Annotated in this window: 15 protein-coding genes; all 15 read right to left on the bottom strand. The window is 43.7% G+C overall.

Going from position 1 to position 20,929, the window contains the following annotated elements; all coding sequences use genetic code 11:
• Positions 1 to 43: 43 nt before the first annotated feature.
• Entirely contained in the window at positions 44 to 1,342 is a 1,299-nt protein-coding gene (purB, locus tag HMPREF2766_RS04385) for an adenylosuccinate lyase (RefSeq protein ID WP_070567953.1), read from the bottom strand.
• A gap of 326 nt (positions 1,343 to 1,668) precedes the next feature.
• On the bottom strand, positions 1,669 to 3,822 hold the full coding sequence (locus HMPREF2766_RS04380; RefSeq protein ID WP_070567952.1) for an AAA family ATPase: 2,154 nt from the start codon (positions 3,820 to 3,822) through the stop codon (positions 1,669 to 1,671).
• A gap of 44 nt (positions 3,823 to 3,866) precedes the next feature.
• A complete protein-coding gene (gene purK, locus HMPREF2766_RS04375) occupies positions 3,867 to 4,937 on the bottom strand; it encodes a 5-(carboxyamino)imidazole ribonucleotide synthase (RefSeq protein ID WP_070567950.1) in 1,071 nt (356 codons plus the stop codon).
• Positions 4,924 to 5,415 carry a 5-(carboxyamino)imidazole ribonucleotide mutase gene (gene purE, locus HMPREF2766_RS04370; RefSeq protein ID WP_070567947.1) on the bottom strand — a complete coding sequence of 164 codons (492 nt, stop codon included), beginning with the start codon at positions 5,413 to 5,415 and terminating at the stop codon, positions 4,924 to 4,926. The genes purK and purE overlap by 14 nt, the downstream gene beginning before the upstream one ends.
• Positions 5,416 to 5,447: 32 nt before the next feature.
• Positions 5,448 to 5,564, bottom strand: a complete 117-nt coding sequence (locus HMPREF2766_RS10245; protein WP_079114924.1) for a phosphoribosylaminoimidazole carboxylase — start codon at positions 5,562 to 5,564, stop codon at positions 5,448 to 5,450.
• 94 nt (positions 5,565 to 5,658) lie between these two features.
• Positions 5,659 to 6,921, bottom strand: coding sequence for a phosphoribosylamine--glycine ligase (purD, locus tag HMPREF2766_RS04365; RefSeq protein ID WP_070567945.1), 1,263 nt, complete (start codon positions 6,919 to 6,921; stop codon positions 5,659 to 5,661).
• A gap of 121 nt (positions 6,922 to 7,042) precedes the next feature.
• Positions 7,043 to 8,590, bottom strand: a complete 1,548-nt coding sequence (gene purH / locus HMPREF2766_RS04360) for a bifunctional phosphoribosylaminoimidazolecarboxamide formyltransferase/IMP cyclohydrolase (RefSeq protein WP_070567943.1) — start codon at positions 8,588 to 8,590, stop codon at positions 7,043 to 7,045.
• 1 nt (position 8,591) lies between these two features.
• Positions 8,592 to 9,056, bottom strand: a complete 465-nt coding sequence (locus tag HMPREF2766_RS04355) for a GNAT family N-acetyltransferase (protein ID WP_000571268.1) — start codon at positions 9,054 to 9,056, stop codon at positions 8,592 to 8,594.
• A gap of 44 nt (positions 9,057 to 9,100) precedes the next feature.
• Positions 9,101 to 9,652, bottom strand: a complete 552-nt coding sequence (gene purN, locus HMPREF2766_RS04350) for a phosphoribosylglycinamide formyltransferase (protein ID WP_070567941.1) — start codon at positions 9,650 to 9,652, stop codon at positions 9,101 to 9,103.
• The gene (gene purM / locus HMPREF2766_RS04345) at positions 9,649 to 10,671 is read right to left on the bottom strand and encodes a phosphoribosylformylglycinamidine cyclo-ligase (RefSeq protein ID WP_070567965.1); all 1,023 of its coding nucleotides are present in this window, start codon (positions 10,669 to 10,671) and stop codon (positions 9,649 to 9,651) included. Before purM ends, purN begins: the two co-directional genes overlap by 4 nt.
• A gap of 38 nt (positions 10,672 to 10,709) precedes the next feature.
• Complete coding sequence (gene purF, locus HMPREF2766_RS04340) at positions 10,710 to 12,152, bottom strand: amidophosphoribosyltransferase (protein WP_070567939.1); 1,443 nt, start codon at positions 12,150 to 12,152, stop codon at positions 10,710 to 10,712.
• Positions 12,153 to 12,313: 161 nt separating this feature from the next.
• Positions 12,314 to 16,039 (bottom strand): phosphoribosylformylglycinamidine synthase, encoded by a 3,726-nt coding sequence (locus HMPREF2766_RS04335; RefSeq protein WP_070567937.1) that lies wholly within the window; start codon positions 16,037 to 16,039, stop codon positions 12,314 to 12,316.
• 201 nt (positions 16,040 to 16,240) lie between these two features.
• On the bottom strand, positions 16,241 to 16,948 hold the full coding sequence (gene purC, locus HMPREF2766_RS04330) for a phosphoribosylaminoimidazolesuccinocarboxamide synthase (RefSeq protein ID WP_070567935.1): 708 nt from the start codon (positions 16,946 to 16,948) through the stop codon (positions 16,241 to 16,243).
• A gap of 169 nt (positions 16,949 to 17,117) precedes the next feature.
• On the bottom strand, positions 17,118 to 18,467 hold the full coding sequence (gene comB / locus HMPREF2766_RS04325) for a competence pheromone export protein ComB (protein ID WP_070567933.1): 1,350 nt from the start codon (positions 18,465 to 18,467) through the stop codon (positions 17,118 to 17,120).
• A 12-nt stretch (positions 18,468 to 18,479) separates the two neighbouring features.
• Positions 18,480 to 20,633 (bottom strand): peptide cleavage/export ABC transporter ComA, encoded by a 2,154-nt coding sequence (gene comA, locus HMPREF2766_RS04320; protein WP_070567932.1) that lies wholly within the window; start codon positions 20,631 to 20,633, stop codon positions 18,480 to 18,482.
• Between the last annotated feature and the right edge of the window lie 296 nt (positions 20,634 to 20,929).

Raw genomic sequence — 20,929 nt, 5'->3', positions numbered from 1 at the left:
CATACAAAAAAGCGAGATTCAATCTCGCTTTTTATTGTTAGGATTAATCACCAAGTCCGATACGTTCAAAGATATCATCCACTCGTTTGGTGTAGTATGCTGGGTTGAAGATTTCATCAATCTCCTCTTGAGTGAGGCGTGAGGTCACTTCTGGATCTGCTTCGAGAAGCGGTTTGAAGTCTACTTGGTTGTCCCAAGAGTGGGCTGTTTTTGGTTGCACCAAGTCGTAGGCTTGCTCACGGGTCATGCCTTTTTCAATCAAGGTCAACATAGCACGTTGGCTAAAGATAAGACCAAAAGTAGAGTTCATGTTGCGGATCATGTTTTCTGGGAAGACCGTCAAGTTCTTGACGATATTTCCAAAACGGTTGAGCATGTAGTCAATCAAAATGGTCGTATCCGGTGTGATGATACGCTCAGCTGATGAGTGAGAAATATCACGTTCGTGCCAGAGAGCAACGTTTTCATAGGCCGTCACCATGTGACCACGGATAACACGCGCCAGACCTGTCATGTTTTCAGAACCGATTGGGTTACGTTTGTGAGGCATTGCTGAAGACCCTTTTTGACCTTTGGCAAAGAACTCTTCCACTTCGCGCTGCTCAGACTTTTGCAGACCACGGATTTCCGTTGCCATACGCTCGATGGAAGTCGCGATGCTAGCAAGAACTGCAAAGTACTCAGCGTGAAGGTCACGAGGAAGGACCTGTGTAGAGATTTCTTGGGCACGGATACCCAATTTGTCGCAGACGTATTTTTCAACGAATGGTGGAATGTTGGCAAAGTTCCCAACCGCACCAGAAATCTTACCAGCTTCTACACCAGCAGCCGCATGCTCGAAACGTTCGATATTGCGCTTCATTTCGCTGTACCAAGTGGCCAATTTAAGACCAAAAGTTGTCGGCTCAGCGTGCACACCGTGAGTACGCCCCATCATGATGGTGAACTTGTGCTCCTTAGCCTTGTCAGCGATGATGTTGGTGAAGTTTTCAAGGTCACGACGGATGATGTCGTTGGCCTGCTTGTAGAGGTAACCGTAAGCAGTATCCACCACGTCGGTAGAGGTCAAACCATAGTGGACCCACTTGCGCTCTTCACCAAGAGTCTCAGAAACCGCACGTGTGAAGGCAACCACATCGTGGCGAGTCTCTTGCTCAATCTCTAAAATGCGGTCGATGTCAAAGTCCGCCTTCTCGCGAATCAAAGCCACATCTTCCTTAGGGATTTCCCCCAACTCAGCCCATGCCTCGTCAGCCAAGATTTCCACCTCAAGCCAAGCACGGTATTTATTTTCTTCACTCCAAATATTCGCCATCTCAGGGCGAGAGTAACGGTTGATCATATTTAAGATATTAAGGGCGTTAAGCGGACACCGTGAAAATAGGAAATTTTGAGCAGAGCGACTTGCGCTCCAACAAAATTATCTTTTTCACACGGTCCGTAGTCCGCATTCAGTTAGGGGAATACGGTGCCCTTGTTCCTTTCTATTTTTTTGGTTTGATACAGAATTTAGGTAGCCCGAGCTCAAATACTCGGACACCCTCATACTTTCTATTGTAAATTTTGTTTTGAAAGAAAGTCCATAGCCCGTATTCGGTTTAGAAAATACGACTGCCCTGTTCCTTTCTGTCTTAGTATATTTTTTGAATAGTGTTTCAAAATATAATTTTACTTCTTAGCTGCCTTCCAATGGGAATTAAAGTGTTTTTCTAAATTAACGTCTTTGAAGCATTTCTTCATCATTGCAATAATTTGTTCTCTGCCTTTCCCGTTTAACTCTGATTGTAAATCATCGATAGAGTGTGAATTTACATTAAATAATTTTTGTGCTTCTCGATTACCTTGATAAAAATTATCTATTCTATTGAATTTTGTAAAAGTCTCTATAATTCTCCTAATTGAATTCAACATTAGATCAGGTTTGCCATTGTTGTATAGGAATCCTAATTCTTTCCATAGCAACTCGTAACTTGTACCGAAATCTTGCCCCTCTGATTCTAAAACTTTTATAGAGGTTGTAGAACTTTCTTTCTGAAGTCTAATGAACTTGTCTCCTACCCTATCTCCACCATTTTTATCTTTACCATCCTCATATAAACGATTATACTTCACATTGATATAAAAATGAGAATTATGAGTCATAATTACAAGTTTATCATTTGTTTTATTCTTATCAATTGGTTTCATCAATTCTTGAATTTCAGTAATGATAATGTATTGCATCATATCATCATTAGAGTCCATCGGGTCATCAAAAATTATAACTTTATCAAGTGGATTATCGATTTGTTCATCAAGTTTTTCTATAAAATATAAAAAACCGATAATATTTTTTTCCCCTTCAGATAGTGTTCCTATATCTCTATATACGTCAATATTTTCAGACTTGCTTTTTATTCGATAGTACCCTTGGTGCATACCAGCATCAGGCTCAATATGTTCTAATTGAAAATCAACATATAATTCCAACTTTTTATTTATATTAGTAGCTAACTTCTTCTCAGATTTAGTTTTTTCCACTTCTTTCGATATTTTCTCACGAATCGAAGAAATCGTCTGCTTTATTTTTAAAATTTCACAGTCATTTGCTTCTGAACTGCGTACAGATTCATCTAGCTTATCCTGTATAGCTTTTAATTTATTTTTCTCTGTTGCTAAATCAAACTTCTCAACATATGCATCAATCAAATCAAATCTCAATAAATCTTTGGAGAATTTTTTTAATCTAGAAATATCTTCTGCATTATTTTTCTCAACAATTTTATTATACCTTTCAATTATATCTTTACCTGAATCCGGTAATTTTAATTCCTCGAAAGTCAATGTTGAAAATAATTTAGTAGACTTCTCTATCATTTTTTCCTTAAGTGATAATAGAAATTTTACCTGTTCCTTTTTTATGTTGTCCCATTTTTTTTTGATTTCACCTACTTCATTAGCGAATTGACTATAAAAATCTTCATTAGCAATTACAACCTTCTCAACTAGAACTTGTGCTTCACTAATTCTATCAATCTGATCATTAATAGCGACTTCAAATTCTTTAATCTTTGATGCTGAGAAAAAAGTTTCCAATTCAGCAAATGTTTCATCAGGAATATTACTTCCACAAAAAGAGCAGACATCCCCACGTTCATGTAACTCTAGACCCTTTTGAGCAAAACTAATTTTTGGATCAGAATCAAGTCGCTTAACTACTATCTCTTCTTCAACTTTTTTCACAAAAATATCTCTTGTATCTTCAAAAATTTGTAGAAAATTAATCTCTGGCAATTTAATTAGACTGGCATTTTTCTCATCAATTTTTAGATACTCTTTACATTTATTTCGTTCATCTACAGATAAACGAAAAGCATACTTTATTTCTGCTTTAAAAGTAGGCTGATTGTAAGAAGTGCTAGCTATATGTAAATCATTATTTTTTATTTCTCTGGCAGAAGAACTAAAAAAATTGTTTATTTTATTTTCCTGAGCTTTTAATTCTTTATTTAGAGAATTTTTTTCTAAGGTCAAGGATTGTTTAATTTCCTCATATCCTCGTTTTTCCTCTACGAAGTTAGCTATTTCGCTCTCAAATTTTTCAATATTTCGCTGAGCAGAAACATTTTCTTCACCAAGAGTAACAGAATTTAGTCTTCCGTTTGCAATTACACTCTTTAAACCTTGGTAAATTCTAATATCTTTGTCAGTAATCTGTTCTTTAACCAATTTAGTAATGGTACTCTTACCGGTCCCGTTCTTCCCAAAAATAAAATTAACTGGTTTATCCAATTCTATCTCATTGATATCAAACAATTTCTCATTAGATAAATCTATTTTCATAACAACTTATTCCTCTTCACAACCTTTTACTTTACTATGCTAAGCTAAAACTCCCCCACGTTTTCTGCATCCCCCAACACGGTCACATGTCCCATCTTGCGGTTGTGTTTCGCTTCTATTTTACCATACATGTGGAGGTGGGCGCTTGGATTTTCTTTGACATATTTTTCAGCGATCTCGACATGCTGGCCGAGGACATTGAGCATAACAGCAGGCGCATGTAGGTTGATGGCTGGCAATGGTGCTCCGAGAACGCCCAAGATATGGGTATCAAACTGAGAGAAGTCGCAGGCTTCGATTGAGTAGTGTCCTGAGTTATGTGGGCGTGGGGCGATTTCATTGACAATGATGTCATCTGCCGTCGCAAACATTTCCACGCAAAGAGTTCCAGACAAGTTGAGTTGTTCTGCGATTCGAACCGCCATAGCTTTGGCCTTGGCTGCTAGACTTTCTGAAATGCGAGCTGGTACGATGCTCTTCGAAAGAATGTTGTTGCGGTGGATATTTTCCTGAACTGGGAAAACCGTCACGTCCTTGCCATTTCCTGACACGATGACAGAAATTTCAAGGTCAAAGTTGACAAATTCTTCCAAAACACAGTCTGCTGAGTCTGCTAACGCATAGGCTTCTACCAAGTCTGCTTCTGAACGAATAACCTTTTGACCATGCCCATCGTAGCCTCCAGTCGCGGTCTTAAGGACATAGTTTTTAGAAAGGTCAATATCTGCCAAATCTTGACTTGAAGTCACAACCTTGTAGGGTGCCACAGTGACTTGAGCCTTATTTGAAAGAAAGTCCTTTTCAAAAATGCGATTTTGAGAGATGCGGAGCAGGTCTGTCCCTTGAGGGAGCTGACCTTCCTTGATAACCGCATCCAAACCATCAGCATCGACATTTTCAAACTCATAGGTGAGGATATCACATTGCTCAGCCAGCTGACGTAGGGCGTTCACATCGTTATAAGGCGCCACGATGATTTCCGCTACACGAGAGGCCGGGCAATCCGCCGCAGGATCCAGCGCGATGACCTTGTGCCCCATGTAGATAGCAGAAATGGCCATCATCTGACCCAACTGACCGCCACCGATAATTCCGATTGTTTTAGATGAGCTCATTGGTAGACTCCTCTGCGATTTTTCCTTGCTCTTCTGCAAAATCTGCCAATGCTGTAGCAATAGCCTGGTCCTCTACTGAAAGGAGACGGAGGGCAAAGAGGGCTGCATTTGTCGCTCCTGCTTCACCGATAGCCATAGTTGCAACAGGCACGCCACCCGGCATCTGTACGATAGAGTAGAGCGAGTCCACGCCACTAAGGGCACGAGATTTGACGGGCACACCAATGACTGGAAGGGTTGTTTTAGCAGCAACCATTCCTGGCAAATGAGCTGCGCCTCCAGCACCTGCGATGATAACCTTGATGCCACGGCTACGAGCTTCTTCGGCATGTTTGAACATGAGGTCTGGTGTGCGGTGGGCAGAGACCACCTTCTTTTCGTAGGCCACACCGAAGCGGTCTAGGACTTCGGCGGCTTTTTGCATGGTTGCCCAGTCGGATTTGGAGCCCATGATGATGGAAATAATTGGTTTAGTCATAATTTTCCCTTTTCTTTCCTTTCTTTTTTCAATCACCTTAGGTTGTGAGGGACGGCAGCAGCCACCAAAGGTGTCTCATGCCTAAATCGGAAGCCCAAGGTCTTCCAATTTCCCTGAACGATTGGATTATCATCCAATCGTTCTTTCACAACGGCGGTGATTGTTATTTTATTGCTCGCTAATGCTCGCAAGTTATGCAACCATTAGCATATTTGGCGACTTCGTCGCGTTATTCTTATATCTTTACTTAACAGCCTTGCTTCCGATATCTGTTCGGTAGAAGAGACCTTCTGTTTTTTGTTGAGCGAGTTCTTGGTAAATCGTATCTTGGGCTTCTTTGACGGTATCTGCTGTGGTGACGAGCATATAGACACGTCCGCCGTTGGACAGCAATTCTCTGCTATTTTCCGCAAACTTAGCCCCTGCGTAGTAGGTGATGATGTCGCCATCGGTTTTGGCTGGCAACTTGACACCCTTTTCGTAGTCTAGCGGGTAGCCCTTGGATGCGACAACCACGCCCAGAGTCACACCCTTATCCGTCCAAGTGATGTTCGGCTCCTTGCTATCGAGGATATCCGTGATATTTTGTGCAAAATCGGAGGTCAGACGAGGCAAAATAATCTGAGTTTCTGGATCTCCAAAACGAGCGTTAAACTCGATCACCTTAGGGCCATCTGCTGTCAAGATAAGACCAGCGTAAAGGACACCAAGATACGGACGACCTTCTTTGATCATCCCTTCAAGAACTGGCTTGACAATAGTCTCAACCGCCGTATCAACCACGCTCTGTGGCAAGTGAGGAACTGGCGCATAAGCTCCCATACCACCCGTGTTAGGGCCCTTGTCGCCGTCATAGGCACGTTTGTGGTCCTGTGCTGTTGGCATGATGTAGAACTTGTCCCCATTGACAAAGGCAAAGAGGGAGAACTCCTCCCCGTCGAGGAATTCCTCAATAACCACACGCGCACCAGAATCACCGAATTTATTGTCCAAAAGCATTTCATGAGCGGCTTCGACCGCTTGCTCGACTGTCTCGGCAACGACGACACCTTTCCCGAGCGCCAAGCCATCCGCCTTGACGACGATTGGAGCGCCTTTCTCCTCGATATAAGCCTTGGCCTCCTCGAAATCTGAAAATGTGCCATAGACTGCTGTCGGAACACCGTATTTAACCATGATTTCCTTAGCAAAATCCTTGGACCACTCCAGCTCCGCTGCAGCCCTAGTCGGACCAAAAGCCTTGAGCCCAGCTTTGTTAAAATCATCCACGATACCAGCAGCAAGGGCATCATCTGGCCCAATGAAGGTCCAAGCAATATCATTATCCTTTACGAACTCTATTAACTTAGAATGTTCGGAAATAGCGATGTTTGCCAATTCCAGACCATCCAAGGTCATTCCGTCATTTCCAGGAGTTACAAAAACTTTTTCAACGTCTTTTGATTCAAGCAATTTCTTAGCAATCGCATGTTCACGACCACCAGAACCGACAACTAACAGCTTCATCTCTTAACCTCTTTTGCGAATTATTTACTAACATTATATCACAAACGTTCGCTTTAATCTTGTTTCACTTAGCATTTTAAACCAAAAAAGGAAAGAAACTGTTTTCTTCCCTTTCGTCTTCTTAATGTCTAAAATGTCTCACGCCTGTGAAGACCATGGTCAATCCATATTTGTCCGCTGCTTCAATAGATTCTTGATCACGGACGGAGCCACCTGGCTGGATGATGGCCTTAATACCTGCTTTGGCGATTTCTTCCACGTTATCCGCAAATGGGAAGAAGGCATCTGAAGCAAGCACAGCGCCGTCAAGGCGGTCTTTGGCTTGTTCAATGGCGATGCGAACAGAAGCCACTCGGTTGGTTTGCCCTGGGCCAACACCGAGTGTCATATGGTCGTTGGTTACGATGATACCGTTTGATTTGACGTACTTGATAGCTTTCCAAGCGAACTCAAGGGCAGTCGCTTCAGTTTCTGTTGGTTGGCGTTTGGTAACGACTTGCCAATCAGCTGGGCTTTCTTTTACCACGTCTTGGTTTTGCACCAGAAGTCCACCGACCACGCCTGTGTATTCTGCTTCCACTTCACTAGCCTCTTGAGCGTCAAATGGCAAGGCAAGGATACGCAAGTTTTTCTTTTTGTTGGTCAATATGGCTAGCGCTTCATCCGTATAGCTCGGTGCGATGATGATCTCGAGGAAAACGCCGTGCATCTTCTCAGCTGTCGCAGCATCCACCTCACGGTTAAGGACGACAATTCCACCAAAGATAGACACTGGGTCAGACTCATAAGCATAATCCCAAGCAGTTTCGATGTCATCAGCTTGACCAATTCCACATGGGTTCATGTGTTTGAGAGCCACAACGGTTGGACGGTCTTTGAAATCACGAATGATACGAATCGCCGCATCAGCGTCACGAATATTGTTAAAGGACAATTCCTTACCGTTGAGCTGTTTCGCTGATGCAATGGAGTAATCCGTTGGCAAGGCTTTTTGATAGAAATCGGCATCTTGTTGAGGATTTTCCCCATAGCGCATGGCTTGTTTGAGGTCATAAGTCAAAGTCAGTTTTTCTGGCTTACTTTCTCCGACTTGAGCTGTGAAGTATTCTGCAATCAAGGCGTCATAAGCCGCTGTATGACGGAAAACCTTAGCCGCCAAACGTTGGCGAGTCTCATAGCTTGTTTCGCCATTTGCTGCCAATTCGTCCAAAACCACTGCATAGTCAGCAGGGTCTACCACAACCGTTACGCTAGCGTGGTTTTTCGCTGCTGAACGAAGCATAGATGGCCCACCGATATCGATGTTTTCAACCGCATCAGCGTACGTCACATCTGGTTTGAGAATCGTTTCCTTGAATGGGTAAAGGTTGACCACTACAAGGTCGATAAGCTCGATCTTATTGTCCTTAGCCGCCTCAAGGTGGCTATCCAAATCACGACGAGCCAAGAGCCCACCATGGATATTTGGGTGAAGGGTCTTGACACGGCCGTCCATCATTTCTGGAAAACCCGTCACATCATCGATCGCAATGGTCCCCACCCCAGCATTATCCAGGGTAACTTTTGTCCCACCTGTCGAGATGATATCCCAACCAAGTTTTTTAAGTTCTTGGGCAAATTCAACAATGCCCGCTTTGTCTGAGACGCTGATTAAGGCCTTTTTCGTCATTCTATTCCTCTTTCTTTAGATCCAAGCGCATAGCGACTTCGTTATTTTCTTCTATAAATCCTGTTTCCTGAAAACCCAGACTAGTCAACAGGTGCTTCATTTTTTCATTTCCAACCACATAATCTGCGGTAATATGACTGCAAGCTCTATCCATCTGGGCCTCTTTGATTAGAACTTCCAAGGCTTTTCGACCATAACCTCTTCCTTGGTACTGCTGACCAATCATTATCCGCCAGATAAAGTATTCCGCTTCATCCTTGTCTATTTCTAGCAGGAGAAAGCCAACCACTTGCTTATCCCAATAGATTGCCATCGGAAACACATCTTCGTTTTTCCGGTAGAGCCATGCATCAGCTAAAGAGCGCACATTTGGAGCTACGAAACGTGCTCGTTCATCAGCTTCTGATATTTTCAAATCCAACACTGCCTGAAAACTGCTCTCATCTACCAATTTCAGTTCAATCATTTTTTCTCCTAGCAAGATTACGCAATCAAAACTTGATTTACTTCTTACATTCTCTCCACTCCCAAGCTATCCAGCACCTCTGGATACAACTTGTACTCAGCCTCATGAATGCGAGCTTCAAAGCTTTCAATGGTATCATCAGCTAGCCGTGGCACACGCACTTGTTTGATGACCTTGCCTGTGTCCACACCTGAGTCCACCCAGTGAATGGTCACGCCAGATAGGTCTACGCCAGCATTCCAAGCGTCCTCAATCCCATGAGCTCCTGGAAATTCTGGCAGGTAGGCTGGATGGATATTGATAATACGCCCCTCATAGGCCTCCAATAAGGTTGGCCCAACTATTTTCATGTAGCCGGCGAGGCAAACCAAGTCAATCTGGTGTTCTTCCACGAGTTCGACAAGGGCTGCTTCGTAGTCCGCCTTGTTCTCGAATTCCTTGAGTTCAAATGCATAGGACAGAACGCCGAGCTTGTCTGCACGCTCGAGCACATAGGCATCACGATGGTCTGAAAAGACAAACTCCACCGGAAATTCTTCAGCAATCACCTGAAAATTTGAGCCGTTACCAGAGGCAAAAACCGCTATTTTTTTCATTTGATGATGACACTTTCGTTTTCTTTCTTGACGATGCGACCAATTTCATAGACTGGTTCATCCAACAATTCCTTGACGCGACCTACATTTTCAGGGCTAACTGCCAGCATGAGTCCCACACCCATATTGAAGATTTCAAACATTTCTTCATGCTTGATTTCACCGTATTTTTCAAGAGCTTTGAAAATCGGAAGGACTGGAACTTTGTCTTCTTCGATTTCTGCCGCTAGATCATTTGCAAACATACGAGGGACATTCTCGATAAATCCACCACCAGTGATGTGGGCAATCCCGTTGACCAAGCATTCCTTTATGAGTGGCAAGGCAGCTTTAACGTAGATACGAGTTGGTTCCAAAAGGACATCTTTCAGTTTTCTGCCTTCCAATTCTGGCAAAACTTCCTCACCTGTATAGTCGGCAAAGACACGACGAACGAGTGAGTAACCATTTGAGTGGATCCCACTTGAAGCAAGTCCAAGAAGAACATCACCTTCTGCCACCTTTGAACCGTCAATGATTTGAGATTTTTCTGCCACGCCAACCGCAAAACCAGCCAAGTCATAGTCATCTTCGCCGTACATACCAGGCATCTCAGCCGTTTCACCACCGATGAGGGCTGCACCAGCTTGCACACAACCTTCAGCCACACCAGCAACCACTTGTTCTAGTTTAGCTGGTTCATTCTTGCCAGTCGCGACGTAGTCAAGGAAGTAAAGAGGCTCCGCACCTGCAGCGATGATGTCATTGACACACATGGCCACACAGTCCTGCCCAATCGTATCATGCTTGTCGTACTTGATGGCCAGCATGAGCTTGGTTCCGACACCGTCAGTCCCTGAAATCAAGACAGGCTCTTTGACACCTGTTTTTGAGAGGTCAAACATGCCACCGAAACCACCAAGAGCTCCCATGACACCCGCACGCTCCGTGCGAGCCACGTGCTTTTTGATCCGCTCAACAACTTCATAACCCGCTTCAACATCTACACCAGATTGCGCATAAGCATTTTTATTTGTCATCTTCTCTTCCTTTCCTTTCATGGAGAGTCTTTATCCGTCTATTTGTAAAAACTGGTCTTATCCCCCAAACTTCTACGATAGTCTTCCTCATAGTCGTAGAGAGGAGTTGGGTAGTCGCCGTCAAAGTAAGCGACACAAAGACCACCGTTTGGCGCATCTGTTTCGATGCCGATAGAATCAATCAAGCCATCAATCGAAAGATAGGTCAGGCTATCCGCACCAATGATTTGGCGAGTTTCCTCGACCGTATGATTGGCCGCAATCAGCTCCTGACGCGTCTGGATATCAATCCCGTAAAAACATGGATAAGCTAGCGCTGGACTACCAATAGCAACGTGAACTTCAGAAGCCCCCGCTTCTTTCAAGAGCTGAACGATACGGCGAGAGGTTGTCCCACGAACAATGGAATCATCAATCATCACCACACGTTTTCCTTTAACGACACCCGAAACGGCTGATAGCTTCATCCGCACCCCTTGCTCACGCAATTCTTGAGTCGGTTGGATAAAGGTGCGTTGCGTGTATTGGTTTTTGATCAGACCCATTTCATTTGGCAGACCAGATTCTTCTGCAAATCCCATAGCTGCGCTCAGCGAGGAATTTGGCACACCGACCACAATATCTGCTTCGTGCTTGAACTCACGCGCTAATTGAGCCCCCATACGTTTGCGAGCTGTATGGACATTGACCCCATGGATGTTAGAGTCAGGGCGAGCAAAATAGATATACTCCATAGAACAAATCGCCAACTGGGTATCATTCGTATAACTATCGTACTGGATACCATTGTCATCTACGATTACAATCTCTCCTGGTTTCACATCACGAATCCACTCAGCACCAATGACTTCAAAGGCACAGGTTTCAGACGAAACCACCACCGCTCCGTTTGCCATTTTTCCGATAGAAAGCGGACGGAAGCCATTAGGATCAAGCGCAGCAATCAACTTATCCTCAAATAACAAGATATAAGCAAAGCCACCTTTGACAAGGCTGAGCGCCTCCTTGATTTTGCCCATCAAGTTCGGATTGTGACTCCGACGAATGAGGTGAGCCAAGATTTCCGAGTCCGAAGTTGAACTGAAAATAGCTCCTCTTTGTTCCAATTCTTTCTTGAGCGATTCAGCATTGGTCAAGTTTCCGTTGTGAGCAAGTCCAAACTGCATATCGTGAAAGCGGAAGAGAAAGGGCTGGATATTATCTACAGAAGCTTCGCCAGCAGTCGCATAACGAACATGCCCAATCGCGCTCGCTCCAGTCAGTTTATCCAAATTAGCTGGATTTCTGAACACTTCTGATAAAAGCCCCATATCACGATGACGCTTCAAGTTCCCCTGGTCATTAGAGAGGATTCCTGCCCCCTCCTGACCACGGTGCTGAAGACTGTGGAGTCCGAAATAGGTCAATTTAGCAGCATCTGGATGCCCCCAGATACCAAAAACACCACATTCTTCATTAAGAGATTTTACTTCGTATGTCATTTTTTATACCTAATTTTTATTTTTGCATCATTCCTTCAGTAGAGCCGAATGATACGGTAGAAGCTCGTTTCACTCGCAAAACAAACCTTTTGCAATCACCAAGAACTAAATCTACATGACTTTTACATTACGGATACTATCTATTAGAAAATCTGCAAGTCTTATTTCCCAGTAAAGTATTTAACCGCCGACGCGAACAAGTACTGGTCTTTATTTCCTGGAATATTTTGGAAAAGACCATCTTCATAACGTTCTGAGTGTCCCATTTTACCGATGATTTGACCATTCTTGCTGGTAATTCCTTCGATGGCATTTACAGAACCATTTGGATTGTACTTAGAATCCATACTTGGTTTGCCTTCAAAGTCAACGTATTGACTAAAGATTTGACCATTATCACGGAGCTCTGCAAATTCCTCGGCCGTCACAACAAACTTCCCTTCACCGTGCGACACTGGAATGGCGTGGATATCGCCCACTTGCACTCCAGCCAACCATGGCGAGTTAGTATTGGCAATACGAGTTTCCACCATCTTGGCTACGTGCTGGTTGGCATCATTGTAGAAGAGGGTTGGGCTAGTACTAGTAGCATCCTCAAAGTTCCCATATGGAAGAAGACCTGATTTGACGAGGGCTTGGAATCCATTACAGATACCAATAATCAAACCACCACGAGCGATAAAGCTATCGATAGCTACACGCACTTTTTCATTGAGCAGGATATTGACAATAAACTTAGCTGATCCATCCGGCTCATCCGCGGCTGAGAAGCCACCTGCAAAGAATAGAATGTTTGCCTTGCCGATATTGTCAACCATGATTTCAACTGACTTGACAATAGCCTCTTCATTCAAGGTCACGAATGGCACCAAGTTAACCTCTGCACCTTCTTTTTCAAATGCCTTGGCTGAGTCATATTCCGAGTTGGTTCCTGGGAAGACTGGGATGTAAACCACTGGTTTTTCAATAGTTTCCTTGGCTTTAATCACAGCATCTGATGCCACAGCTGGTACTTCAGCCAGTTCTTTGGCTTGGGCAAATTCAGTAGGGTAAACTTCTTCTAATTTTCCTTGGAAGGCACTGTCAAGTTTCTGTCCATCTAGCTTCATACCGTTGACAAAAAGTGTAAAGTCTGCTTTTGTTTGTCCAATTTTCTCTACTCCGGCGATTTCTTCCGGAGATGTGAAGACAAATCCGCCTAATTGAGCTGTCAATGCAGTCTCAAGCTCAGACAAGGTCACCTCTGCACCGATATGGTTTCCAAAAGTAGCAAGAGCCAAACTTTCAAGGACACCACCATATTTAACAGCTGATGCAGATGTCACTTTGTGAGCCTTTTGAAGGGCTTCAAACTTGGCAAAGTTAGACTTGATAAGATCAAAGTCAATCTCTTGTGCCAAGGCTTGACCTGGGATGTAGTAGATATTTTCACCAGCAGTCTTGAACTCAGGAGAGAGAACTTGACGACTATCTGCCGTTGTCACCCCAAAGGCAACCAAGGTTGGTGGCACTGTCAATTCTTCAAAAGTACCAGACATAGAGTCCTTGCCACCGATAGATGGCAAACTAAGTTGGATTTGTGCTTCAATAGAGCCTAGAAGAGCTGCTACTGGCTGACCAAAACGCTCTGCTTGTTTATCCATCCGCTCAAAATACTCTTGGTAAGAGAAACGAGCCTTGGACCAGTTTGCACCAGTAGCCACCAAACGAGAAGTCGCTTCGATTACTGCATAGGCAGCACCGTGGTATGGAGACCATTCTGCTACATATGGGTGGAATCCTTGGGCCATGACTGACGCAGTGTGAGTCACATCGTGTTGAACTGGCAATTTCTGCACAGAAGCCTCAGTCGGTGTCAATTGGTAACGACCGCCAAGTGGGTGATTGACCGTAGAACGACCGACTGAGCAGTCAAAGATGGTCTGCAAGCCTTTTTGACTCGCATGGTTGAGGTCAGATAGTACCGCAAGAGTATCAGCTTCAAGGGTTTCAGCACTTGTTCTGCGTTCTTCTGGGAGTTTGACATCCTTGTCCACAACCTTGGCATCGACAACGACACGCACACCATTGGTATCAAGGAAACGGCGTTCCAAGTCGACGATGGTTTCACCATTCCAGTGCATGACTAGGTTCGGTTTTTCAGTCACTGTCGCAACCACAACAGCATCAATATTTTCTTTATTACATTCCGCAACGAAGGCAGCTACGTCTTCAGGACGCACCACAACTGCCATCCGTTCTTGAGATTCAGAAATGGCAATTTCTGTACCGTTCAAACCTTGGTATTTAAGAGGAACCTTGTTAAGGTCAATTTCAAGACCATCTGCCAATTCACCGATAGCCACACAGACACCACCTGCTCCAAAGTCGTTGGATTTCTTGATAAGACGAGTGACATCGCCATTACGGAAAAGGCGTTGGATCTTGCGCTCTTCGATGGCATTCCCTTTTTGAACCTCAGCACCGGCAGTCTCTACAGACTCAACTGTTTGAACCTTAGAAGATCCCGTTGCACCACCGACACCGTCACGTCCAGTCTTACCACCGAGCAAGATAATCACATCGCCCGCTTCCGGTTTTTCACGGACAACGTTGCCCTTGGGAGCCGCACCGACAACTGCACCTAGCTCCATGCGTTTGGCTACAAAACCTGGGTGGAAGTACTCACGAACATAGGTCGTCGCAAGCCCAATCTGATTCCCGTAAGAAGAATAACCATGAGCCGCTGTTTTCGAAATGACTTGTTGTGGCAATTTGCCAGCGCGAGTTTCTGAAATCGGTGCGGTAATATCACCTGCACCCGAGATACGCATGGCTTGATAAACGTATGAACGTCCTGACAACGGGTCACGAATGGCTCCACCGATACAAGTAGCCGCTCCACCAAATGGTTCAATTTCTGTTGGGTGATTGTGGGTTTCATTTTTAAACATGAGAAGCCATGGCTCTTTCACTCCATTCACATCCACCTCGATTTCAACCGAGCATGCATTGATTTCATCTGACACTTCCATGTCATCCAAACGTCCATTAGCACGCTCATAACGACCGAAAATAGTCGCCATATCCATCAAGGTTTGTGGTTTCTCCGAACGTCCCAACTCATCACGCATGGCAATATACTTGTCATAAGTCGCTTGTAATTGCTTTTGGAACTTAGAAGCTGAGAAATCAATGTGTTTCAACTCGGTCTCAAAAGTCGTGTGACGGCAGTGGTCAGACCAGTAAGTGTCCAAAACCTTGAGTTCTGTTTCCGTCGGCACTCGTCCGATTGACTTGAAGTAGTCTTGGATAAAGAGCAAATCATCCACTTCCATGGCCATCCCTTGTTCGGCCTTGTAGCGAGCAAAGTCTTCTGCTGTATAGCTTTCAAAGAAGGTCAATTTAGGAATGGTCTTGTCTGACTCAGAAAATTCCTGCTTGGCAATCCCTGTCGTGATGTCCTTGAAACGTGAATCCACTGGATTGAGCAGGTAGTTCTTGACCGCTTCCAACTCAATCGCATCAATATCTTTATTAACCAAGTACAATTGTGCTGTGTTGACCGTCACGTCACTCGAACTTCCCAGCAAAAGTAAAGCTTCCTGTGAGGAAGCTGCACGCTGGTCAAATTGACCAGGCAGGCTTTCGATAGCAAAGAAAGCATAATTGGCAAGATCCGCTTGCACAGCCGCTTCATCCAAGACATGGTCTGTCACCTGCTCAGAGAAGATATGCTTCTCGGCAGGCGCAAACAAGTTCTCTGCCAAGTCAAAGACATCATAAACCTGCACAATGCGAATACTTTTCAAAGTTGACAGTCCCAAGTTGTGCTGGAGCTCCCTTACCAAACTCTCTGACTTGACTTGAAAATCAGCCTTTTTTTCAACAAAAATACGTTTATTCATCAATTCTTATTCCTTTATTTCAGCTCTTGCAATGTTCCCAAATGACCTTGAAGGTGCTATTTTAAACCTTGCAACTTTTCCCAGACAATCTCGTAGACGCTGGTTAATTTACCTAGCCCCCGACGGAGTGAAAAGGTCCAGGGGACCTTTACAGCCTGAGTCCTTACATCTGAAAGACGAAGGTTTTCCGTTTCTAACAGCTTATTTCAAAGCCTGCAATTTCTCCCAGACAATCTCGTAAACATCCGTCAATTCACCCAAGCCACGGCGGAAAACATCCTTGTCCATGTGGTTGCCATCTGCATCCCACAAACGGCAGTTATCTGGTGAAAACTCGTCTGCCAAGATAATCTTGCCATCCTTGTCAAAACCAAACTCTAGCTTAAAGTCAATCAATTTGAGACCAATCTCAGCAAACCAATCCTTCAAGAGCTCATTGATACGACGGGTTTCTTCTTTCAAGTAAGCAATCTGCTGGTCATCCGCAATTTTTAGGAATTTCACATGCTCATCATTGATAAAGGGATCATCCAAATCATCATTTTTATAGTAAAATTCGACAATTGGAGTCTCAAATGCAATACCTTCTTCTACGCCAAAACGTTTTGAAAAGGAACCAGCCGTGTAGTTGCGGAGCACAACTTCCAAAGGAATAATCTCCACCTTTTTATTGAGTTGTTCCGTATCCGAAATTTTCTCCACAAAGTGAGTCGCTACACCAGCCGCATTTAATTTCTCAAAAATAAAAGATGAAATCTGATTATTTAACACTCCCTTGCCCGCAATCTGCTCCTTCTTGACACCGTTGAAGGCAGTTGCCTGGTCCTTGTAAGTTGAAATAATGAGATTTTCATCCTCAGTTGTATAGATATCCTTGGCTTTTCCCGAATAGATCAGTTGTTTTGACATTTTAAAGTTCGCCTTTCGTTTTACTTGAGCACATTCTACCACAAAAGCATGAAAAATTCAAGATTTTTTACGAATAAATAACGTTTTCCTGTTTCAAGCGTAAAGAAAAACTGCAAGATAAGCTCTTCTTACAGTTTAAAAATCATTTATCCTCTGAAAAACACGAATATTACCCTTTATTTAAAAATTGATCCCAAAAATAACGGAGATAGCTTTTCTTTCCCGTAATCATCTGCAGGCGACCTTCTAAACCATAACGAAGTTTTTCAGCCTGTTCCGAAGTTAAATTAGTCTCCGCCTCAATTTTAAAGAAATTCCCTTTTTCAGTTTTTGTAGCTGTCGCATCAATACTTGTAATCGTGGAATCCAGGAAAATTTGATTCTTGGCATCGTTAATCGTAGTATAACGGACAGAGTCCCCAATCTTGACTCTAGCAACATCTTTTGAACTGAGATAGGCTGTGAGTTTGGTTTTTCCTTCTTTTTTCAAGGATGGGTAGAGTTGGGCTAGCAGGGTTCCTTCTGCGACCATCGTAGATTCACTAGTCTCAGGATTGAGGTGAAGCACCCCATCCTCACTTGCTGTAATCTTCCCCTTATCTAGGAGACCTCCCTGTACCTTCTTACCCGATTCCGCCTCCAAAATTTTCTGATCCAAAAGGGTTAATTCCTGACCGACTTTGACTAGGTGCTGAGATTTGAGCGATTCCAGTTGACTATCTAGTCCCGTTGCGTGGGCTTGTTGAGCTCCAGAACCCGCATACTGTACACGATAGGTAGCCAAACTAGACTCTAGCTGGGCAATTTGTGCATCCACCTGTGCAATAACTTGTGATTTAACTTGCGAATCATCTCCAGCTTGGTTTTTATAGGTCTGATAAAATGAGTAGGCGGCATTTTGACTATCCAGTTGATCTCCTTTTTCAATCGCTGACTTGGCTGTTTTGTAGTCTCGAATTTTATCCTCTGTTTGACTAATAAGATTGCCAATCTCGGCCTGGCTCTGACTTGCTGCCGCATTTTGAGAGGAGATGCTGGCATTTTGCTGAGAAACATTACTCCTAAGACTACTAGCTTGGCTGAGATAGTCTCGAAACATCTCCTGATAACCAAACTTATCCGCCTCTGGAAATTGATCACTCCCCTCTTTCAAACTGGATTGCAAATACCCCAACTGCTTTTTTTGATCCTTTAGCATCTCCAATTGACTGGCATATGCCTCAACCTGGACAGCCTCCGCCCCTTGCTGGTACTGAACGAGCAGATCTCCTTTCTTAACCAGCTTATTTTCTTCCAAATGATTGACAAGAATGCGATTGTTGCTAGTTGACTGGATATTGGCAAGGATACGACTAGGCTCGACAGTAGCTCTAGTAGACAAACTCATCTCCTTCTCTGCAAAAACTGCAAATCCCAGTAAAAACACGAACAGAAGTGACATAGGTAAAATCACCCGACTGGAAAAATTATGATAACGACGATTATAAAACTCCGCACTTTCTAAAAATTCTGGTTTCATCTTCTCCTCTTTCTAGCTATTGACCAAATGGGCATAAAAGCCATCCTGTGCAAGCAAGTCTGCAGGGGTACCTTCTTCGACAATTTTGCCCTGATTCAAAACAACAACCTTTTCTGTCCGCTCAGCAATGGTCAAACGGTGAGCAATGAAAATCAAGGTCTTGTCTAAAACCATGAGATTATCCACAATCCGCTTTTCCGTCAAGATATCCAGACTGCTAGTCGCCTCGTCCAAGATTAAGACAGGGGCATCCGTCAAAAGAGCACGCGCCAGAGCGATTCGTTGTCGTTGCCCACCAGAAATTCCAGCCCCATCCGAAGTTAATTCTGTCTGATAATTCAGTGGCATGCGCTCGATATCCTCCCGAATCTCTGCCAACTCAACTGCCCGTAAGATGTCTTCCTGAGTCGTCCCCTCCTTGGCTCCAAGGAGAAGATTCTCCAAAATCGTTCCGTTAAAGACATAGGGCTGTTGAGGTAGATAGTTGATATACTGGCGCAAGGCTTTTTTGTCAATCTGATTGAGATTGACACCACCCAGACTAATCTCTCCCTGACTTGGATCGTAGAAGTTAACCATCATCTTGGCCAAGGTGGTCTTTCCTGACCCTGAAATCCCCACAAAAGCCATCTTAGACCCTTGTGGAATGGTCAAATTGATATCCGACAAGACGTCACGACCATAGCCATACTTATAGTGAACCTGCTTGAAGGTCATCTCTCCCTTCATCATACTTAGATCTTCTACCGTTTTCTTCTCCTCAAACTCCGAAGCTACTAGATACACTTCGTTTAAACGATTATTGGCAACCTGCGCTGTCTGAAGTTTGGTTTGTAGGTTGATGATATTTTCCAAAGGATTGGTAAAGTAAACAAGCAAAGTATTATAGGTAATCAGCTGGCCCAAACTCATTTTCCCATCCATGACAAGAACTGCTCCCATCCAGAGAACACCAACATTGAGCAGGAGCTGGGCAACTTTTTTCAGAGCCTTTTGCTGGCTTTCTGCCCGACTATAGGTAAAAGATTTTTTCAGATAAGTTACAAATTCCTTGTCAATCTTTTGATAGCGTGAACTCTCACTGGTCAAAGACTTAATGGTCTCAATACCGTTGATGTCCTCGATGATAGAGGAAGACAGAACCGCATTGGCTTCCATGGTATCACGATTCATCTTTTCAAACGGCTTCATAAAGGCAAAGATAATCACTGTATAGATGGGAAGCGCAAGTAGACTAATGAAGAAGAGCGTCATATTTTGTGAAAACAAGACAAGCGAGATAATCAAAATCGTCGACACATCTAGGAAAATCGACAGAATGGTCGACGCCAACGCATCGATGATACTGTTAGCATCCGTAAAACGAGATACAATCTCTCCTGTCCTGCGTGTTGCAAAAAAGGACATCGGCAGGTGAAAAACATGCTTGATGTAGGACAAAATCACATCAATTGACAGGCGTTGCCCCAGAACAAGTAAGAGGTATTCCTGCGCATAGGACAAAATCTGCTGGAGGATATAGACGATGACTAGTCCCATTGAGATAATACCCAGTGTCGAGCGCATCTGGTCTGGGACGTAACTATCAATGATGGACTGAAGGTAGTAGGAACCCACAATATTGATTAAGGTTACCAAGAGTGTCGCTAGGACGATATTGGTAATTAAGCCACGCTGTTTGAGCAAGATTGGCAAGAAAGATAGGAGCCCCTGTTTTTTCTCCTTATGGGGTTTATAGTCTGGAGACGGAGCCATAAAGAGACTGACTCCTGTCCATTCTTGCGCAAATCGCTCACGGGAAATCTTGGTCAGCTTGATACTAGGATCTGGATCAGCGATATGAATGTGCTTTTTATCCTGACCTATCACCACATAGTAGTGGAGCAACTTCCCTTCCTTGAGCACATGAGCCACAAAAGGAAAGGTCAAATCTGGCAAATCAAAGAGCGTCATATCCGCCTTGATAGCCCGCGTCTCAAACCCAATCTCCTCTGCCACCTTTACAAGTCCCAAAGCGGTCGTCCCATCCATGGTCGTCTTGGCTAACTCTCGTAGATGAGCCAAGGAGTAATAACTACCGTAGTAACCAAAGACCATAGCCAAAGAAGCCACGCCACAATCCATCTGATCCACCTGGGGACGATAGTGCCTTTTCCTAAATTTCATATCCTTCTCCTTTTTCTAATAATCTCTTTAAAAATTTGTAAGATTATTTTAACCAAATAAGGATGAAAACAGGAAAATATTCCTAAATAAACCATTTTTACGCCTAAAACGCACTTCAAAAAGCATAAACTATCATTTAAATGTAAAAAGCAGAACAAAAGTTCTGCCTGCTTAAAGTAACCGTTAAAAAATGAATGCCTAGAAATAAACTATTCTGAAATGATATTCTCTTTACTTCTATAAAGTGAGATAAATGTCATCAAGAATGATGAAATCGTAGGTATATCAAAATATTC

Source organism: Streptococcus sp. HMSC076C08 (assembly GCF_001810825.1).
Lineage (GTDB): Bacteria > Bacillota > Bacilli > Lactobacillales > Streptococcaceae > Streptococcus.
The sequence above is the reverse complement of the archived record's forward strand: the minus strand, read 5'-3'. Positions and strand labels throughout refer to the sequence as shown.

Bases quoted from the DNA above. Each gene is read 5' to 3' on its own strand.
- purB (WP_070567953.1), bottom strand. From the start codon at position 1,342: ATGATCAACCGTTACTCTCGCCCTGAGATGGCGAATATTTGGAGTGAA.
- HMPREF2766_RS04380 (WP_070567952.1), bottom strand. From the start codon at position 3,822: ATGAAAATAGATTTATCTAATGAGAAATTGTTTGATATCAATGAGATA.
- purK (WP_070567950.1), bottom strand. From the start codon at position 4,937: ATGAGCTCATCTAAAACAATCGGAATTATCGGTGGCGGTCAGTTGGGT.
- purE (WP_070567947.1), bottom strand. From the start codon at position 5,415: ATGACTAAACCAATTATTTCCATCATCATGGGCTCCAAATCCGACTGG.
- purD (WP_070567945.1), bottom strand. From the start codon at position 6,921: ATGAAGCTGTTAGTTGTCGGTTCTGGTGGTCGTGAACATGCGATTGCT.
- purH (WP_070567943.1), bottom strand. From the start codon at position 8,590: ATGACGAAAAAGGCCTTAATCAGCGTCTCAGACAAAGCGGGCATTGTT.
- HMPREF2766_RS04355 (WP_000571268.1), bottom strand. From the start codon at position 9,056: ATGATTGAACTGAAATTGGTAGATGAGAGCAGTTTTCAGGCAGTGTTG.
- purN (WP_070567941.1), bottom strand. From the start codon at position 9,652: ATGAAAAAAATAGCGGTTTTTGCCTCTGGTAACGGCTCAAATTTTCAG.
- purM (WP_070567965.1), bottom strand. From the start codon at position 10,671: ATGACAAATAAAAATGCTTATGCGCAATCTGGTGTAGATGTTGAAGCG.
- purF (WP_070567939.1), bottom strand. From the start codon at position 12,152: ATGACATACGAAGTAAAATCTCTTAATGAAGAATGTGGTGTTTTTGGT.
- HMPREF2766_RS04335 (WP_070567937.1), bottom strand. From the start codon at position 16,039: ATGAATAAACGTATTTTTGTTGAAAAAAAGGCTGATTTTCAAGTCAAG.
- purC (WP_070567935.1), bottom strand. From the start codon at position 16,948: ATGTCAAAACAACTGATCTATTCGGGAAAAGCCAAGGATATCTATACA.
- comB (WP_070567933.1), bottom strand. From the start codon at position 18,467: ATGAAACCAGAATTTTTAGAAAGTGCGGAGTTTTATAATCGTCGTTAT.
- comA (WP_070567932.1), bottom strand. From the start codon at position 20,633: ATGAAATTTAGGAAAAGGCACTATCGTCCCCAGGTGGATCAGATGGAT.